12 protein-coding genes are annotated in these 17,948 nt (G+C 47.7%); 2 read left to right on the top strand and 10 right to left on the bottom strand.

Annotated features, from left to right (window positions below; all coding sequences use genetic code 11):
• Window positions 1-4: 4 nt before the first annotated feature.
• A complete protein-coding gene (locus LG211_RS03570) occupies window positions 5-1,021 on the bottom strand; it encodes a Gfo/Idh/MocA family oxidoreductase (RefSeq protein ID WP_148396633.1) in 1,017 nt (338 codons plus the stop codon).
• A 361-nt stretch (window positions 1,022-1,382) separates the two neighbouring features.
• Here LG211_RS03570 and LG211_RS03565 point away from each other — a divergent pair, with 361 nt between their 5' ends.
• Both LG211_RS03565 and LG211_RS03560 read left to right on the top strand, forming a co-directional pair.
• A complete protein-coding gene (locus LG211_RS03565) occupies window positions 1,383-3,416 on the top strand; it encodes a sigma-54-dependent Fis family transcriptional regulator (protein ID WP_148396634.1) in 2,034 nt (677 codons plus the stop codon).
• A 16-nt stretch (window positions 3,417-3,432) separates the two neighbouring features.
• Window positions 3,433-4,356, top strand: coding sequence for an AEC family transporter (locus tag LG211_RS03560; RefSeq protein WP_269477008.1), 924 nt, complete (start codon window positions 3,433-3,435; stop codon window positions 4,354-4,356).
• Window positions 4,357-4,423: 67 nt separating this feature from the next.
• Here LG211_RS03560 and LG211_RS03555 read toward each other — a convergent pair whose 3' ends face one another.
• The 9 genes from LG211_RS03555 to glnA all read right to left on the bottom strand — a co-directional run bounded on the left by LG211_RS03555 (window position 4,424) and on the right by glnA (window position 17,915).
• Window positions 4,424-6,088 carry an APC family permease gene (locus tag LG211_RS03555; RefSeq protein WP_253019384.1) on the bottom strand — a complete coding sequence of 555 codons (1,665 nt, stop codon included), beginning with the start codon at window positions 6,086-6,088 and terminating at the stop codon, window positions 4,424-4,426.
• A 146-nt stretch (window positions 6,089-6,234) separates the two neighbouring features.
• Window positions 6,235-7,512, bottom strand: coding sequence for a GHKL domain-containing protein (locus LG211_RS03550; protein ID WP_269477007.1), 1,278 nt, complete (start codon window positions 7,510-7,512; stop codon window positions 6,235-6,237).
• Window positions 7,509-8,327 (bottom strand): LytR/AlgR family response regulator transcription factor, encoded by an 819-nt coding sequence (locus LG211_RS03545; protein WP_269477006.1) that lies wholly within the window; start codon window positions 8,325-8,327, stop codon window positions 7,509-7,511. Before LG211_RS03545 ends, LG211_RS03550 begins: the two co-directional genes overlap by 4 nt.
• 20 nt (window positions 8,328-8,347) lie before the next feature.
• Window positions 8,348-10,858 (bottom strand): (2S)-3-sulfopropanediol dehydratase, encoded by a 2,511-nt coding sequence (gene hpfG, locus LG211_RS03540; protein ID WP_269477005.1) that lies wholly within the window; start codon window positions 10,856-10,858, stop codon window positions 8,348-8,350.
• 4 nt (window positions 10,859-10,862) lie between these two features.
• A complete protein-coding gene (gene hpfH, locus LG211_RS03535) occupies window positions 10,863-11,822 on the bottom strand; it encodes a (2S)-3-sulfopropanediol dehydratase activating enzyme (RefSeq protein WP_269477004.1) in 960 nt (319 codons plus the stop codon).
• 41 nt (window positions 11,823-11,863) lie between these two features.
• Complete coding sequence (locus LG211_RS03530) at window positions 11,864-12,640, bottom strand: epoxyqueuosine reductase (RefSeq protein WP_269477003.1); 777 nt, start codon at window positions 12,638-12,640, stop codon at window positions 11,864-11,866.
• Window positions 12,641-12,737: 97 nt separating this feature from the next.
• Window positions 12,738-14,462 (bottom strand): NADH-dependent [FeFe] hydrogenase, group A6, encoded by a 1,725-nt coding sequence (locus tag LG211_RS03525; protein ID WP_269477002.1) that lies wholly within the window; start codon window positions 14,460-14,462, stop codon window positions 12,738-12,740.
• Window positions 14,456-16,306, bottom strand: coding sequence for an NAD(P)-binding protein (locus LG211_RS03520; protein WP_148396642.1), 1,851 nt, complete (start codon window positions 16,304-16,306; stop codon window positions 14,456-14,458). The genes LG211_RS03525 and LG211_RS03520 overlap by 7 nt, the downstream gene beginning before the upstream one ends.
• A 178-nt stretch (window positions 16,307-16,484) precedes the next feature.
• The gene (gene glnA / locus LG211_RS03515) at window positions 16,485-17,915 is read right to left on the bottom strand and encodes a type I glutamate--ammonia ligase (protein WP_227754895.1); all 1,431 of its coding nucleotides are present in this window, start codon (window positions 17,913-17,915) and stop codon (window positions 16,485-16,487) included.
• Between the last annotated feature and the right edge of the window lie 33 nt (window positions 17,916-17,948).

Here is a 17,948-nt window from a genome sequence, read left to right as displayed (position 1 = left end):
CCTCCTATTTCTTGATCAAGGTTTTTTCCATATAGGATTTATGGAGAATGATCGCCATTTCCAAACTCTTAGTTCCGTCATAAACCGTAATTTCGGGCTTTCTTCCAGTCAGCACGCAGTCAATAAAGTTGCTCATTTCCAGGTAAAAAGCCTCTTCCCAGCGTTCGAGGAAATCGACGATACCTTGCTCTGCAATATAACCATCTTTATAAATCTGCATCCGATTTCTCCTCGGTACGGCATTGATCCGCAGCGATCCTTTCGTACCGATGATCTCGGCCTCTACGTGGCTGCATGCCGCGGCTTTGCCCACGTGGATCGTTGCGCAGGTTCCGTTCTCCATCGTCGCCAGTGCAACGCCATTATCATAATCATCGTAATCTGCAAATTCTTCCCTCACGTATGCGCCTCCGGTTGCATATGCGCAGGCGACCTCACTGCCCAGGAACCATCTTGAAAGATCGCAGTCATGGATCCCCATCTCAAAAAACCATGGGTGGAAAGCGCCTTTTTTACATTTATCCAGCAGCTCATCGATGACTGATACGCCGTCCAAGCTGGTGCTTTTAAACAGTATGGGTTTTCCAATCTCGCCGCTACGGATTCGCTCCATCGCCTCTGCATGGGAAGGGTCAAACCGCCGCATAAATCCAAGGGTAAAGATCTTAGTATTGTTTTCTTCTACTTTCTTCTCAATTTCTTTACATTCATCAGGTACTAAAGAAAGCGGCTTTTCACAGAAAATGTGCAGTTTGGCGTCGCAGGCTTTTATGATCAGCTCTTTGTGTGTCTGTACATTTGTTACAATTGCTACGGCGTCCAAGTCTTCTTTTTCCAGCATCTCATCGTAAACGGTATACCCTGCAGGAACTTCATATTCTTTTTGAATTGCCGCTACCCGCTCCGAAAACACATCACATACGGCAACGACCTCAGAGTCGGCAATTTTATTCTGCAAATGCCGTACATGCAGTTCCCCCAAATTACCTAAACCAACTACACCAATTCTTACTTTTTTCATTACGTTCTCCTTTCAATGCTCAATCATGATAACTGAAATACGTTTCGGCGCCTTTATTAATGCATGTTCGCTTTTATATAACGCAATCCCCATGCCAAAATTTTTAGAAATTTTTTAACACTTCCATTAAATTGATTGAAATTTACCCATTTATTTGTGTTTTATTTCATTTTATTTCCAGTTCCATTTTAGTTCCATCTTATGGTAAGGTTATAGTTGAGCCATTTAATTGTCATTTCTCTGACAGCGTGCCGTTTTCATGTCATATCCATTATGTGTGTTTGACTTTTCTTTTATCTGGCACAAATCTTGCTTTATATTTTAGCAAAAAGATCTACTAAGCATAGTAAAGGCGGCGTTTATGGAAAATATTACATATAATTATTTTGATATGATCAGTACCTACTGGGATAAGTACATTCGGGATAAGGAGCCTCTTCCAAGGAGTCTTGGTACGATCCGCCCGGAGATTCTCGATTCCTGGAGAAGATCCCTGGAATATCGGATATCTCCATTTGAGCTTGAACATTCCATTTTGAGCGGACAGGAATTAAACTATATATTAGATGAAAATAAATTACTTATCTCCATTGCCCATGACCACATGCAAAAGCTCTATTTCTATGTAAAAGGCACAAATTTTGCTTTAGCGCTTGTCAATAAAGACGGGTATGTCATCGATCTGCTTGCCGATGATGCGCTGATCCAGCAAAAGGCCCATAACAGCGGCTTGGAACTGGGCTGCCTTCGTTCCGAAAAGATTGTCGGCACTTCAGGCATTGCCATCTGCCTGGCGATTGGCGCTCCTTATGCAGTCTATGGAAAGGAACATTTTATCCAATCACACCATGACTATATCTGCTGCGCCGCTCCGATTTATAATCAAGAAAAGGAGCTGCTGGGCTGTCTTGCTCTGATCGGTCCTTACAAACTGGCTCCCGCCCATTCTTTAGGTATGATCACTGCAGCTGCAGATGGTGTGGAAAAAGAGCTGAGACTGAAAATAGCGTATGAAGAAATGTCAAAAATTAATACAAAGCTTCAGTTTACGCTCAATTCGCTCTCCAGCGGCATCCTCTTGATCAACCGCCAAGGAAGAATCACACAGTATAATGAAAGAGCCTGCGAAATCCTGAACATTACTTACGACCTACTGAATGTCCATATAAATGAAATTTTTTCTGATATGAATACCGTAGAAGATATTATCTACGCCAAGTCCAGTGTGTATAATAAGGAAGTGACGATCAACGATCCTTCGGAACGCGCTAATACAGTAATGCTTACTGTGGTTTGCAATTCACATGATTCGCCAAATATTATTTTGAAATTTGACCGCACTAAGACTGTACACAAACTGGTAAATAAAATTGGAGGGTTTACTGCAAAATACACCTTTAATTCCATTGTGGGCCATTCGGCGTGCATGGAAGAAATCAAAAAATTGGGACGCCTTGCTGCTAAAAATGATTCAAATCTTTTGATCCTTGGGGAAAGCGGAACGGGAAAAGATGTTCTCGCACAGGCAGTGCACAATGCCCACCGCCGCGCAGAAGGCCCCTTTATCGCAATTAACTGCGCCTCCCTTCCTAAAGGTCTGATTGAGAGCGAATTATTCGGTTATGAAACCGGAGCCTTCACAGGCGCTAATAAAAGCGGCAACCCCGGAAAATTTGAGTTGGCTGATGGGGGAACTCTTTTTCTGGATGAAATCGGCGATATGCCGCTAGAACTGCAGGCTACGCTATTGAGAGTCCTGCAGAATAAAGAAATTATCCGTATCGGAGGAAAAAAACCGAAAGCCATTGACGTAAGGATTATTGCCGCTACCAATTCCGACTTGGCGGCGGCCGTTCGGGACAAGCTCTTTCGCAGCGACCTGTATTATCGCCTCAATGTTTTATCGATCGAAATGCCCCCATTACGCAAGAGAATTGAGGATATTCCCTCGCTAATCCGGTATTTTATGGAGCTGCATGGATCTGAAGAAATCGTATCGGATCCTTTTACGCCTGAGATCCTGAGAAGGTTTGCACAATATTCCTGGCCCGGTAACGTACGGGAATTGGAAAACATTGTAGAGCGCGTTATCATCACGGCTGGCGACGACGCATTTCAGGCTGAACATCTGCTGGATCAGCTGCTTCCTGCAGGATTAGATACGGAAAAAAATGTTTCCGACTTTCGCGCTGACGAAAGAGCCTCAGAAGCAGCTTTTATACTTCCGGCTGCTTCTAACTCTCCATTAAAAGAATATTCCCGTATCACAGCGATCCTTCGTGAAGAACACGGCCATGTGGCCAGTGCTGCCGAACGTCTGCAGATACCAAAGCGTACCTTATACCGCAAAATCAAAAAATACAATCTAGATTTGGAGGATTATAGAAAATGGTAAGATTCGAGGAGAAGTCATGTTAAATGGAATTATCAGTGTATTAGTTGTATTTATTATTTTAGGCGTGGGCTTTTATTTTACAAAAAGAAAAAAGTGGCCCGATAACACCAATAAAGTATTCTCTACCACGGTCGTACAGATCGCAGCCCCTTCCCTTGCTATTGTCAGCATTGAGAACCGTTTTACGCCCGACATGCTGCGGGCGGCATTCTGGAACCTGCTCATAATCGCCGCCAGCCTGTTTTTTATGTACGTTTTGGGGAAACTTCTGTCCAGATTGTTAAAACTGCCTCCAAAAAAACGGGCAGTCTTTGAGACGACCTTTACCTTCAACAATACCATGTTTATCGGTCTGCCTATCAACCAAATCGTCTTCGGCCATGAGGGGCTGCCCTATCTGTTCACCTTTTATCTGGTGACCATCGTTCTCTTCTGGAGCTTAGGCGCCTATACATTATGTAAAGCATCTAATATGGGTGGAAAATCTTTTTCCGTAAAAAAGATTTTCAGCCCCGGCCTGATCGGCGTTTTGATCGGATGCTTATTGGTGGAAATGGAATGGCATCTTCCTGTGATTCTGGAGACGTCCCTCACCTATCTTGGAGATATCTGCGTGCCCCTTTCCCTTTTGGTCATCGGCTCCAATCTCGCCAAGTCCGTGTCGCGGGGCGTGGCCAAAGTCACCAAGGACCAAGTGGTCATTCTGTTGGGGAAATTCATCCTTCACCCGTTGATCATCTGGGGAGCCTTCTCCCTGCTGGGCATCGATGGGCTGCCGCTGAAGGTGTTCATTCTCACCGCCTCCTTGCCATGCCACGCACAGACCGCGATCATGGCGGAATATTACGATCTGGAGGGAGAGTACGCTTCCAATCTGGTGAGCCTGTCCACGCTGATCAGCTTGGTAACGATCCCCATTTATGCCAGCATTCTTTTGTAAAAAAGACCATGAGCTTTCTAATATAGCTTCATGGTCTTTGAATTTTCAAAAAAATTTGTTGCCCTCTTTACTTTCTCTGTGGCTCTACCTTCTTAGAAATAACGAAGAATACTACGGTCGCAATGGCGCATACTGCTGTAAATACGTGAAGACCTGTATCGATAATCGTGGTAATCGTATCCACATTGGCATCCGGCAGCATTCCATCGAAATAGTCGCCGGCTTCCCAGCCGTTCTCATACCAAGGCATGAAGAAACAGGCAATCACATTGAAGATGGATAACAACAGAAGCATAAAGGTTATCTTTCTCGTATCACCGACAGCCAGCTTGGTCTTTTTGTTTGCCGGGAACAGCTGGGGATTTTTCTTGGTGAGCCCGCCGTACCGCCTTCTCCAAATGTAGTACAGAATCGTTCCTGACACCATTCCAATGGCGCCGGCCAGATAACAATCAGACCCGTTTATAAAGAAGGAGAACACAGCGACGCAGATCGGCACGATACAGATGACCGCCAATAAGCCCGATCCGCCCGGAATCTTGAATTTATAGTCTTCCTGGGGGATTTTCTTTCTCAATACAATTGCAGAGATATAAACCAGGATATAGGATGCTACCAGCATGGTCACGTCCAATATGATAATAAAACCAAAGGGCAGCATGCACAGAAGCAGGCACACAACAGCAACGGTCGAGATCGCAACATATGGAACGCCATGCTTTTTGTCACATTTGACCAGTATCTGCGGGGCGAGATAGTCATCTGCCAAAGAGAAAAATCCCCTCGACCCGGATGCGATGTATGTATTGAAAATGGAACACTGGGCTAAAATGGCAATGATGACGAAAATTACACCAAAGGCCGGTCCCCAGAAAGTCGCCACCACATCACCGTATCCGACGCCGTCGCCGTCAGGTGTCCAGTTTTGCCACTGTCCCAGCGAACCCAGGCTGGCAATCGTAGGGATGATATAAACGGCCGCGATCAGCGGCACTGTAATCAAGGTTGCCTTGGGAATGACCTGTGGATTGGAAACTTCTCCCGCAATGGTTGACATGGATTCATAGCCCGAATACATCCACATGCCGATGGAAATGCCTCCGGCAATCAGGAAAAACCAATCGCTGATACCGTTTGTTTCTGTGGCCGTCATCTGGAAGGAAACGTCGGTTCCCTCTCCCCAATGGAGGAATCCACAGATCGCAACCAGTCCAAAGGCTGCCATGACCAGAATGGACAGGATCGTGCTTACAACTCCGATATCTTTCACACCTCGGATATTGATATAAACGAAAACAAGAATGATTGTGGCTTTCAATAAAAATTCTTCCGGCCTGCTGAAATTCCATTGTGAAGAGGCATAGCCGCCGGCCAGCACCACATAAGAAACCATATCAATATAAATCGAAACCGTCCTCCACCAACCTGCTTGAAACCCCCAAAATTCTCCAAGGGCTTCCTGTACCCATTTGTAATACCCGCCTTCCTGGGGCCTGGCCGAACCCAGCTCCGATGCCACAAGACTAAAGGGCAGCGCCCAAATCAAAGGCAGAACACAAAGGATTACAATCGTCAAGCCCGGACCGCAGGCGGGAATGATTTCCTCAATTCCATAGCACCCGGCGGCCACTAAGCAAAAAATCATAAATACCACCGTCGAAACTTTTATGTCATGTTTCTTCAGCCCATGATCTCCCACTTCAGCTGCCATCTTTTTTTGAACTTCCGACATAGCTCTAACCTCCTGACAATATATTTAAAACACAATAGGATTATAAAGCTTTCAAAATTTTTTGACAATATTTCTTTCATATGATGATATATTGCGCTTTTAAATGTTGATTCTAATTTAAAAATCACATTTCATCAATAAATACATCATTTCATATGGATCATAAAGGTAAGTAAATCATCCTCCAAGTAAGATTCCAACGTAAGATTGCGCCTTTTCACAATATCCCAAATATTGGCCATCCCGTAGCCTCGATTGCGGCCCTTTGTGCTGAACCCCTGTTTAGTTGCTTTCTTTATCATGCTTTTGCTGAAATCATCCTTGACATAGTTGGTTACTTCTAGGTAGTCCTCTTCCAGACAAATTGCTGCATACCTTTTATATCCCGTTAATTCTTCTGCCGCTTCAAAGGCGTTGTTTAAAAGGTTTGCCAACAGTTGGTTCAGCTCGCTTTCGGACAGATCATAGACGGGAAAAGGCCTTGTTATATAGTAATCAAACTTGATATCGCGGGCTTTGGCAATTCTTGACATTTTCAGAATATACGCGGCAACAACGGAATTATCGCTGATAATGCTTCTTCGGCTTTTGCGGCTTTTATTTGCCTCAGTGATGCTTTCCGCGTATTCAATAATCTGCTCCCTGCATTCAGGGCCGTTTCTTTCTGCGATGCCGATGATTGCATTGAGTTGGTTTTTGTACTCATGCTCCCGTTTATTCAGCTCTTCCGCCAAGTCTTTCAAATGCTCCCCGTACTCACGAATGACTTTGATTTCCTTCTCTTTATGTAAAATATCCACAAAATATTTGATCAAAAACAAATTCATGATAAAGTAGAGAACAGCTAAAAACGAGGTTTTATAATACCCTTCCCAGAACATCATCGAGTTGTCTAAAAATATATTTGACAGCATCACGATGGGGACAGCCATGCTTATGGAGACGATCATGACATAGTTTCGTTTGTTCTGCAGGGTGGCGCTGACTTTCCTGGCAAGACGGTTATCCGTATGCAGAATCAAGTTGCAGAGGATTATTATGGCAAGAAGGCCCGACATGACATAGGAAATTCCCTCCATGTCATAATTTCTGCCAAGGAGCCAGAGGATGCCTGTAACAATCAATTCCAGTAAAAAGGTGGCGGCAGTCCCAAATATTAAATTGCCCACCAGCTCAGAAAGCTTTGCCGGTGATGATAGTTTGAGCATAACTACGCATAGAAATAAAAAAATGACAGGGATAAAAGAAGCTTCAAAATAGTCCAAAACAGAAACAAGAAATGATACGCACAGGCTCCCTAGCAGCAGGATCCTGACTTTTATCCGGCCTTCCCCGCCAAGGATGCTGCTGAAACTGAAGATGGACAACACTTCTAAAAAGGAGCGCAGCCAATAAATGCACCAGCTGACAGAAAGGTCGATCATCCTTCATCATCCTTTCTGTCATTTATTGCAGCAAAAACACTGTCCTTATAAGTCTTTGACAGCATACATTTCGTGCTGTCTGTTTGTTTGATATCTTTAAAAAGGATCTCCCAGGACCGGTAATCGATCTTTTTAATTTGATCAACTTTTCGGATATTCACCGCATAGGATTTATGACATCGCAGGAAATCAGGCGAATCTACCGTTTCGATAAAAGCGTCAAATTTCATTTTGACGCCGCTTATCGTTCGATCCGCCAGATAGACAGTGATCGTCCTCCCGCTTATTTCTGCGAATAAAATATCATCGTATTTTACGATAAAAATATCTTCTTTTGTTTCGAGAAAAACAACTTTCTCTTTCTCCAAAGCCGGCCTACTATTTCTGTTCTTTTGCCGGACGAGCCCTTTAAGCAGAGGTTTCATCACCTGATTGAAGGTGCTCCGCATAAAGGGTTTTTTAATATAATCATAGCAGTGGTATTTTCTGTGGGCCATCAGCGGGTTGGCGTCGGTCCCTGTAATGAATACGATTGGCAGCAGCGAGCCTTCTTCCATATTTCTGATTCGGTTGGCCAGAGAAAATCCGTTCATATCCGGAAGTTCCACATCCAGCAGAACAAGGTCGATCTGGCTTTCGTGGATCATTTCCAGCGCTTTAAAGGCTTTTCCCGCTTTATAAATGTTCAGCCCCGTGTCCAGTTCTTTCAAACTATCACATACATATTCCATATCATCGTAATTATCTTCTACCACCAAAAGATTTAGTGCTGCTCTTTCCCCGGCGGCGGTTTGATCTGTTTCCGATTTCCTCATACTTTGTCCTTCACACCGGCTTAAAACGATAGCTCCGTCCGATTGATCAAATCCATCTGAAGCGGTTTTCCCAGCTCTACGAAGTATGCGCTGTATCCGGCTACCCGAACCAGCATATCCTTGTAGTCCTCCGGTTTTTTCATCGCCGCTCTCATCATTTCCGTACTCATGATATTGAACTGGCAATGCATGGCTTTTTTGGCGAAATAGGTATCAATAAAACTGATCAGGTTTTCCCGGCCTGTTTTGCCCGCCACGCATTCAGGCGGAAACTTCCAGTTGAGCAGCGTCCCGTTGGTGGCTCTGCTGTGGTCCACCTTTGTCACCGAGTTGGAAATGGCGGTGGGTCCGTAGATATCGTGGGAAGCGGCGCTGGTATGCACCGGCCCCATATTGTCGGAAAGAGGTTCCCGGCTTTTTCTTCCGTCCAGAGATGCTCCCAGATCCAGGCCCAGTCCCACGTTGGCGTTTACCGTATATACGCCCGGGCAGAAGGTTCCGCCTCTGGGATTTTTCCGCCCTTCAATGTTGCGGCAGTAGCAGTTGAATACTTCTTTAAAGAAGTTATCCGCATAATCATCATCATTGCCATAGTGATGAACCTTGCTGCTGTTAACAAGGGCATAGAGCACGTCGTGGCCGTCCCAGTTATCCCGGATTGCCTGCAGCAGCTCTTGGCCGGTATATCTGCCTTCATCAAAGACCAGCTGGCTGATTACGGACAGGGTGTCGGCGCAAGTGGCGATTCCGCTGGCCTGGGGTCCGGTGAAATTATATCTGGCTCCCCCTTCGGAAAGGTCTTTGCCCTTATCAATGCAATCATTGAAAAATGCCGACGCGTATGGAAGCGGCTTTCGCTCTCTGTGGGCCTCGTCGATCACATTAATTCCCTGACACATCTGGTCTGTCCAGAATTTCATCTGTTTATCAAAGCTCTCCAGCACTTGGCCGATATTCTGGAAATCCGCCAGGCTGCCGGTATCGGGCCCCAGGGTCCTTCCTATGGCAGCGCATTTGGCATATCTGGGACACTGGTCGCTGCAATCGATGCAGGCTCCGCCGTTGAGAGCCAGCTCCATGACTTTGGCGATATTCATATAGGCAGAATCATGGAATCCGTATTCATAACCGGGCAGATCCGGCTCCACGCATCCCACCACTTCATAATTTCGCGCTTCTTTCAAAGTCATGCCTTTTTTGAGCATGACCTCAATGGTAGGCACGTCATTGAAGAGCTTGGGATGTCCATATCCGGCCCGGATGCATTCCACAGCCTTTACTTTCAACTCATACGGTGTGTTTTCATGCATTCTAACGCATACCCACGGGTTCATCATTCTGGTGTGAGCCGATGCCTCCAAAAGCATGAAGGTCAGGTCGTTGGAAGCGTCGTTTCCATCCTCGTTTACGCCTCCAATGGTCAGGCTTTCTCCGCCCCAGCCGCGGCCGCTTCTCACCTCTACCGTCATCTTATCCTTCAGCTTGGACGGATTTCCGGTCTTAACATAGGCTGTTTCCAAAAGCTCTTGGGCGAATTCCTTGGTGATCACACCCTGCTCCATATCTTTTTTGTAGTAGGGATACAGCCATTGGTCCATTCTTCCATAGGAGATGGAATGGCCGTTGGATTCGATCTGGGTAATAGTGGTAGCAAAATGCCACAGCTGGACGGCCTGCCACATGGTCCTGGCCGGTCCGCCCGCGATCTGATTGCAGTTTTCCGCGATTTGCAGCAGCTCTTGTTTTCTGCCAGGGTTTTGCTCCCTTTCCGCACGTGAGGCGGCTAATTGGGCGTACCGCCTAATATATGCGCAGGCCGCCTTCAGCTCGATCTCCATGGCCTGGTAAAAGTCACGTTTTTCCTCAAAATCGGCATCGCCGGAGTCCAGGGTTTCCAGTTTCTGCCGTACCTGGGCCAGATAACCGTCATAACCTTGTTCCAGAAGCTGAGGATAATCCAGAACAAAATGACCTACTCCCGCAAAGTGGTAAAGATTGGTCATGTAAACCTTTTTGCCCAGCTCGCTGCCCTTTTTCTCATCCTCGGTCAGACGGGCATTCACCAAGTCTTCTACCGTTTTGCCTCTCCAAAATTCCAGGATCTCCAGAAGCTCGTCCCGGTCCTCGTCTGTGATATAGAATTTATCGTGGGCTCGCTGGTCGAAGGGGTGATGCTTCAATTCATCGATGATCCATTTTACGGAAAACTCCGGATAAATGGGTGCTGCTTTGGCTGGAGCGGCTACTTCCCCTACGATCAGTTCTTCATCGTAAAGATCGATGGCCACATGCTCCAGTATATTTTCCAGCGCATAAGCGGTTTTCAGCTTTGCGGACATATCAGGGTTGTTTTTGTATACTTCTGTAATCAGCCGGGCCCTTTGTATATCGATATTGAATTCCCGGTCGAGGAATTGTTTCCGGAGCCGGTTTACCCGTCCGTAAGGGGAAAAATCGTCGTGGCCTACCCGGTAGCCAACTCCGTAGCTCTGGTCGTAGCGCTCTGTACCGCACGGTTTCACTTGGTTCATTTTATCATTCTCCTATCTCTTTGGCAGTCGATCCGACCATACATTTGACGCCTCTGCCATTAAAATACTTCGCTAATTCTTCTATATGCTGCTGGAACTGATTCCGGTCCAAATCCACACCGCTCATGGGATAAGGCCTGCCCAGGGAAGCGTATTTTTCTTCTCCCAGGCGCATGAAGGCCAGCAGTTGGAGCAGCATGACCCGGTTTCCCAGCTCATTTTGTATAAAATCGCAGGTTGCTCGAATATTCTCCCAATGGTCATTGACTCCCGGGATCACCGGAATACGAATTATCAGTTCTTTTCCCTGCTGAGACAATTTTTTTAAGTTTTCCAGAATCCTTTCGTTGGAAATTCCTGTATGCTGCTCGTGAATCCGGGCATCCATATGCTTGAGATCGGTAATCACCAGGTCCGTATGGGGCAGAACCCTTTCGATCACCCTCCAGTCCGTACAAAAAGTGGATTCCAGACAGGTATGTATCTGATTTTCATGGCAGCGCTCAAAGAGTTCGGCAACAAATTGGCTATGGAGCAGGGGCTCGCCGCCGGAAACCGTCACCCCGCCCCGGGAACTGCGGTAATACTCTTCATCCCGCAGAATGATATCCATGGCTTCATCCACGGTCATTTCCTGTCCCCATTGCTTGATGGCATCCGCCGGACACTGGCCGCCGCATTCCATACAGTTGATACACTTGGTGCGGTCAATGGAAACCAGTTTGTTTTCTTTGAATACCAGGCTGCCCGGAACCGGACAAACCCTTTCACAAAACCCGCATTTGTCAGCTCCCAGACATTTGGAAGCATAGACTCCCGGAACAATGGATCCCGACTGGCTTTCCGGGTTGCCGCACCATCTGCAGGACAGCGGGCAGCCTTTCAGAAACAGTTCTGTGCGAATTCCAGGGCCGTCGTGGATGGTAAAACGCTGTATATTAAAGACAATGGCTTTTTTCGTCATACACTGCTAACCTTTCTATTTTCAGTCTGTAAAGCCGCTCATTAGAGAAACGCACAAGGCATGCCTGCTACGCATTTTCCGCAGACTTCGCTGCCTGTATCTTCAGCAGGCTGTCCGGCGGCGGAAGCGTAGGAATTTCCGTATCCAGTATAGATTTGGGCGTTTTCCCGGCAGACTTGAAAGCACCGCTCCCGATCAAATCCTTCCCGGGTCAGAGCTCCCGACGGGCATCGGTCCGTGCAAAGCCCGCATTTTCCAGATCGTTTGTAAAGGCAAAGTTCTTCTTCCATCGGACGGTCAGGCGGGACGTCCAGGTCGGTGACAATCGTGTTAATTCGGCCGCAGCAGCCTTTTTTGGTGATCAGCATATTGTTGAGCCCAAAGGTACCGAGGCCAGCCTCATAGGCGATATGTCGCTGCGACCAATTGCTGATCAGCTGCTCCCGGTTGAATGCTCCCGCTTCCTGGGAAACGGCGGCCCGATAGCCTTTATCCGCCAGAATTTTAATCAGATAGCGGTTCAGTTCCACAAACATGGCGTTGGTTTCTTCGTAGGCAAGGGCCCACTGGGGCGATGCGATTCCATGTCCAATATTGGTCTCTGCCATTTCCTTTTGAAAGGGAACAAAATATGCCAGGATCACCGTCGGATTTGGGATCACGTCGCTTCCGGAGGCATGCTGCAGCGAAATTACCTGCTTGAGCCGGCTCAGATCCGCATCCGCGAAGCCTGCAAGCGGCTCTCCCCATTTTGTCTCGATCTTTTTTTCATAACGACGGATGAATCCTTGGATTTCATTCCTGAGAAATTTTTTCATTTATGGCACCTCCGCCCTTTATTTTACCAAAAAATATGACAAAGCGAAAGGTTCGCTTTGTCATTATTATGAATACTGGTTTTCATTTTTGGTTTTTTTACTCGATCTCCCACTGTTCCAAACTTGTATGGAGCAATTCATGGGACCGTTTGGATAGAGGTTTGCCCAGATATTCCTCGTACGTCATCTGTACTGCAGGGTTCTCATGGGAAAAACGGCTATCAGCCACACTGTCCAGGCCGTAAAGAATTTTTCCTCTGTCCGCAGCCATGTCCGCACCGTCTTGAATCGGCTGACCGCCGCCGCCGGCGCAGCCGCCCGGGCAGGCCATGATTTCCACAAAATCGTAGCTGACCTGGCCGCTCTTGATGGGTTCCAGCAGTTTTCTGGCATTGCCCAGACCGCTGACAACAGCCACATGCACCGGCACGCCTTCAATTTCAAAGACGGAAGATTTCCATCCTTTCGGGCCTCGGACTCTTTTAAAGGCATCCGGCTTTGAGTTTTTGCCGGTAATCAGATAATAGGCGCTGCGCAAAGCAGCTTCCATGACTCCGCCGCTGGCTCCGAATATCAGACCGGCGCCTGTTCCCTGTCCAAACATTTCATCAAAGGTTTCGTCTTTCAGATCCTCTGCTTTGATTCGGTCGGCGCGGATCATCCGGCTCAGCTCCCTTGTTGTCAGCACCAGATCCACATCTTTTTCCATTCCTGTATCGTTAACCTGCCTTACATCGCATTCGAATTTTTTCGAAACACAAGGCATGATGGAAACGCAGAATATTTTCTCCGGATCCAGCCCCAGCTTCCGGGCGATGTACGTCTTGGACATAGCTCCGAACATCTGCTGCGGCGACTTGGCCGTTGACAAGTATTCCACGAATTCCGGATACTGACTGCGCACGAAACGCAGCCATCCCGGGCAGCAGGAAGTGAACATGGGCCATTTATTGTCGTTCTTATTTTGGAATTTTTCCAGAAATTCGCTTCCTTCTTCCATGATCGTCAGATCGGCTGTGTAGACGGTATCGAATATGTAATCAAATCCCACTTGGCGCAGCGCACTGACCAATTTTCCAGTGGTACTCTCCTCTTTGCCCAGTCCGATTCCTTCTCCCCAGGCTGTGCGCACAGCCGGAGCAATCTGGACCATGGTGATTTTTTCAGGATCCGCCAGAGCTTCAAAGACTTTATCCACATCATCTCTTGCCCGCAGCGCGCCCACCGGACAATGGGTAATGCATTGGCCGCACAGAGAGCAATCCGCTCCCTGAATAGGTATATTGCCGCTCACTTCCACGGTAGTCCGAAAGCCGCTTCCCGACACATTCCACACCTGCATGTCCTGGATCTTATCGCATACTTGGATGCAGCGCATGCACTTGATACATTTGGAAGCTTCCCGGATCATGGGGAACCGCTTGTCCCACCGGTTGCGCTCCGCAATCAATTCGTAGGGGATTTCCAAAATTCCCAAATCATTGGCGATTGTCTGCAAAGAACAGTTTCCGCTGCGGACACAAGTCGCGCATTTGCCGTCGTGGTCGGAAAGGATCAGCTGCACATTAATTTTTCGTGTCGCGCGGACTCTGGGGCTGTTGGTGTAGATCACCATTCCCTCTTCTGCCGGTGTATTGCATGCTGTAACCAGCTTTTCCATGCCTTCCAGCTCCACGATGCAAACTCTGCATGCTCCAATGTCGTTGATATCCTTCAGGTAGCACAGGTGCGGAATCTCAATGCCCACTTCCCGGGCAGCCTGCATGATGGTAGTACCTTCCGGCACGGTTACCTTTTGGTCGTTTATCGTCAATTTTACCATTTTTCCACTCTCCCCCCTTTAAAAGATCCGAAGCCGAAGTAATCGCACCGCAGGCAGCGGGATGCCTCTTGGGCAGCTTCTTCCGCAGTCATACCCTGTTCAATCGCCAGGAAGTCATTGCCCCGTTCTCTTGCATAGCGCAGCTTCAGTTCCATTCTTCCGCAAGGTTTTTTGTCCATGATCCGCGGTTCCGGAATCTGAACATCTACCTCGATCTCATGATGGTAACCCAGATAATTATCGATATTGGCTGCCGCGACTTTTCCCGCGGCAATGGCATTGATCGCAGTGGATGGTCCTGTTACGCAGTCCCCGCCGGCAAAGACCCCTTCCATGGTCTCGATCTGGCTGGAGCTGCTGGCGGAAATACTGCCTTTTGCTACTGGAACGCCGCAGTTTTCGAAACTGTGCGATTCAATTCCTTGTCCAATGGCGGAAATGATAATCTGGCAGGGGATACATTCCTCTTCCGCCTGCGCGTCGATAGGTCTGGGACGCCCGGAGTTGTCCGCTTCCCCGGCAAGCTGGGGTTTTACCCACAAGGCTTTGACTCTGCCTTCCTGGGTGGATTCGATTTTTGCCGGAGCTTTCAGCTGAAGAAGATCGCAGCCTTCGGCAATGGCGCCTTCGATCTCCTCATCCAAGGCGGTCATATCGTTTCGCCGGCGCCGATATACAATAGTCACTTCTGATGCTCCCAGCCGTTTTGCTGTCCGTGCCACATCCATTGCCACATTGCCGCCGCCGATTACGGCGACCGCTTTGTTTTTAAAATCCGGCATCGCATCATCGCCGATGCCCCGCAGCATCTCCACGGCCGGAATGACTCCTTTTGAGAATTCGCCTTCAATTCCCATTTCCTTATAGGTATGTGCTCCGATTCCGATATATACGGCATCATATTCTGCCCGGATGGCCTGAATGTTTTCTGCGTCATTTACATCAAAATCTGTCTTGACTTCAACGCCCGCAGAAAGGATCGCATCGATGTCATACTGGAGACGCTCCCTCGGCAGCCGGTAATTGGGAATTCCATATCGGAGCATCCCTCCCAGCTGACTGCGTTTTTCAAACACTGTCGCTTTATGCCCCATGATGGAAAGAAAATATGCCGCCGAAAGTCCTGTGGGTCCGCCGCCGATAATAGCCACCCGTTTTCCGGTATCGTCCATTTTTTCCGGTACTTCTACCGGTCCGCTGTTATCAACCGCATAACGCTTCAAGCCCCTGATATTGATGGGCGCATCGATCAGATTTCTTCTGCATCTGGCTTCGCACGGATGCTCGCAGATCAATGCGCATACGGTGGGAAAGGGATTGTCTTTCCGAATCAGCCTCACTGCGTCCTCGTATCGGCCTTCCAGTACCAGCGCGCTGTATCCCGGAACGTCCACGCCGGCCGGGCAGAGAGCCACGCAGGGCACCGGCTGTTTTCCCTTCTGTATGTCTTCGGTACAGCGGTTGCGCAAGGCATGCTCCTCATAGTCGTCCCGAAAACCAGAAAGTCCCCGCAGCACCATATTGGCCGCTTCCGTGCCAATGGCACAGTCGGCAGAATCGCGTATGGCGACAGCCGTATTTTCAATTAAATCCAGTGTATCCAAAGAAGTTTCTTCGCTCAAATCCAGAAGGTCATCGATCAGGTTCAGCATCTGCCCCAGTCCCACTCTGCAGGGAACGCATTTGCCGCAGGTTTGTGCATGGCACAACTTTAAAAAAGATGCTGCCATATCCACCGGGCACTGTCCCGGCGGACTGGCAACAATTCTCCGCTCCAGGTCCTGATACAGGCCCTCTATTACCATTTGTGACTGGTCTCTCGTTTTAATATCAAGTCTGCTCATCAAAACTCCTTTCATTTTCGCATTATTCCTAAAATACATAATTATCAGAATATATTGCTTTATATCATATCTTCTTTTTTCTTTCATGTAAAGAGTGATTTTTATTTTTCTCTGGATTTTGTGAAAAAAAATACAAGGCTGCCAGCGGCAGCCCTGCTTGGGTTGATCGGATTATAAATTAAAGATCGTAATACATGTCAAATTCCATCGGTGTCGGCATTAAGCTGTGCTTTTTGGTCTCCGCCCGCTTATTGATCAGCCAGATTTCGATGAGCTTTTCCGGGAACACGCCGCCTTCGGTGAGGAAAGCGTGGTCTTCTTCCAGAGCATCCAGTGCTTCGTCCAGAGTTCTCGGCAGGCTCTTGATCTTTTTCTTTTCTTCTTCGGTCAGATTGTAAAGGTTGATGTCATATGGACCATACCCTTCCGCTACCGGATCGATTTTGTTCTTGATTCCGTCGCATCCCGCCATCAGAATGGCAGAGAAGGCGTAATACGGGTTGCAGGTGCCGTCCGGGTTGCGGATTTCAAAGCGCTTTTTGTCCGGATCCTTGGCGTATGCAGGAACACGGATGACCGAGCTTCTGTTGGCTGTGGCAAAACCGATGGTAACCGGAGCTTCATATCCCGGTACCAGACGCTTGAAGGAGTTGGTGCTGGGGTTGGTGAAGGCGCACAGCGCGCGAATATGTCTTAAAATACCACCCATGAAATAGAGCGCTTCCTGGGAAAGCTGGGAATACCCGTCTTTATCGTAGAAGAGCGGTTCTCCTCCTTTGAACAGCTGCATGTGGACGTGCATACCGTTGCCGGCCTCATCAAAGATTGGCTTGGGCATGAAAGTCGCTGTTTTTCCCTCAGCAATGGCTTCATTTTTAATGAGATATTTGGTCATCATTGTCTTATCGGCCATTTCCGTTACAGAACCGAATTCCACTTCGATCTCAAGTTGTCCCGGTCCTCCAACTTCGTGATGGTGGTACTTGACGCGGATTCCCTGCTTTTCCATCAGCATGCAGACCCTGCTTCTGAAATCATAAAGCACGTCCTGCGGGGGCGCCATGTGATAGCCGCCCTTGTGGGGCATCTTGTATCCCAGGTTAAAGTCCCGGTCCTCTTTATTCCATTCGGCCTGCTCCGTATCAATATAATAGCTGGATTCATTGGGCGCGGTGGAATAGCTTACGTGGTCAAATACATGGAACTCATATTCCGGTCCGATTTTCATCTCATCAGCAATGCCCGACTCCATCAGATAGTTTTCTGCGTGTTTGGCTACATTTCTTGGGTCCTGGTCAAAGGGCCGGTTGTTGGGCACATCGATCACATATACATCGCCGATCATGGCCAGAGTCGGGATTTCCATGAAAGGATCGACATAAGAAGTCGAAAGATCCGGGATAAATACCATATCGCTCTTTTCTACCGGCGCAAAACCATAGTTGCTTCCGTCAAACCCAATACCGTTTTTAAAGGTATCTTCTGTAAAACGATCTACAGGAATTGTCAGGTGCCTCCATCTGCCGTTTAAGTCGATCATCATAAAATCGACCATCTGAATTCGCTTTTCTTCTATAAATCGTTTTGCTTCTACGAGTGAATTAAACATGCAAAGTTCTCCTTTTACTTAATCTATCATATT

The organism is Hominibacterium faecale, assembly GCF_020734085.1.
Lineage (GTDB): Bacteria > Bacillota > Clostridia > Peptostreptococcales > Anaerovoracaceae > Hominibacterium > Hominibacterium faecale.
The sequence above is the reverse complement of the archived record's forward strand: the minus strand, read 5'-3'. Positions and strand labels throughout refer to the sequence as shown.

What these genes read in the sequence shown, in the direction of transcription:
- LG211_RS03525 (WP_269477002.1), bottom strand. Translation starts at nt 14,462, where the DNA reads ATGGTAAAATTGACGATAAACGACCAAAAGGTAACCGTGCCGGAAGGT.
- LG211_RS03555 (WP_253019384.1), bottom strand. Translation starts at nt 6,088, where the DNA reads ATGTCGGAAGTTCAAAAAAAGATGGCAGCTGAAGTGGGAGATCATGGG.
- LG211_RS03520 (WP_148396642.1), bottom strand. Translation starts at nt 16,306, where the DNA reads ATGAGCAGACTTGATATTAAAACGAGAGACCAGTCACAAATGGTAATA.
- hpfH (WP_269477004.1), bottom strand. Translation starts at nt 11,822, where the DNA reads ATGACGAAAAAAGCCATTGTCTTTAATATACAGCGTTTTACCATCCAC.
- LG211_RS03530 (WP_269477003.1), bottom strand. Translation starts at nt 12,640, where the DNA reads ATGAAAAAATTTCTCAGGAATGAAATCCAAGGATTCATCCGTCGTTAT.
- LG211_RS03560 (WP_269477008.1), top strand. Translation starts at nt 3,433, where the DNA reads ATGTTAAATGGAATTATCAGTGTATTAGTTGTATTTATTATTTTAGGC.
- glnA (WP_227754895.1), bottom strand. Translation starts at nt 17,915, where the DNA reads ATGTTTAATTCACTCGTAGAAGCAAAACGATTTATAGAAGAAAAGCGA.
- LG211_RS03570 (WP_148396633.1), bottom strand. Translation starts at nt 1,021, where the DNA reads ATGAAAAAAGTAAGAATTGGTGTAGTTGGTTTAGGTAATTTGGGGGAA.
- hpfG (WP_269477005.1), bottom strand. Translation starts at nt 10,858, where the DNA reads ATGAACCAAGTGAAACCGTGCGGTACAGAGCGCTACGACCAGAGCTAC.
- LG211_RS03565 (WP_148396634.1), top strand. Translation starts at nt 1,383, where the DNA reads ATGGAAAATATTACATATAATTATTTTGATATGATCAGTACCTACTGG.
- LG211_RS03550 (WP_269477007.1), bottom strand. Translation starts at nt 7,512, where the DNA reads ATGATCGACCTTTCTGTCAGCTGGTGCATTTATTGGCTGCGCTCCTTT.
- LG211_RS03545 (WP_269477006.1), bottom strand. Translation starts at nt 8,327, where the DNA reads ATGAGGAAATCGGAAACAGATCAAACCGCCGCCGGGGAAAGAGCAGCA.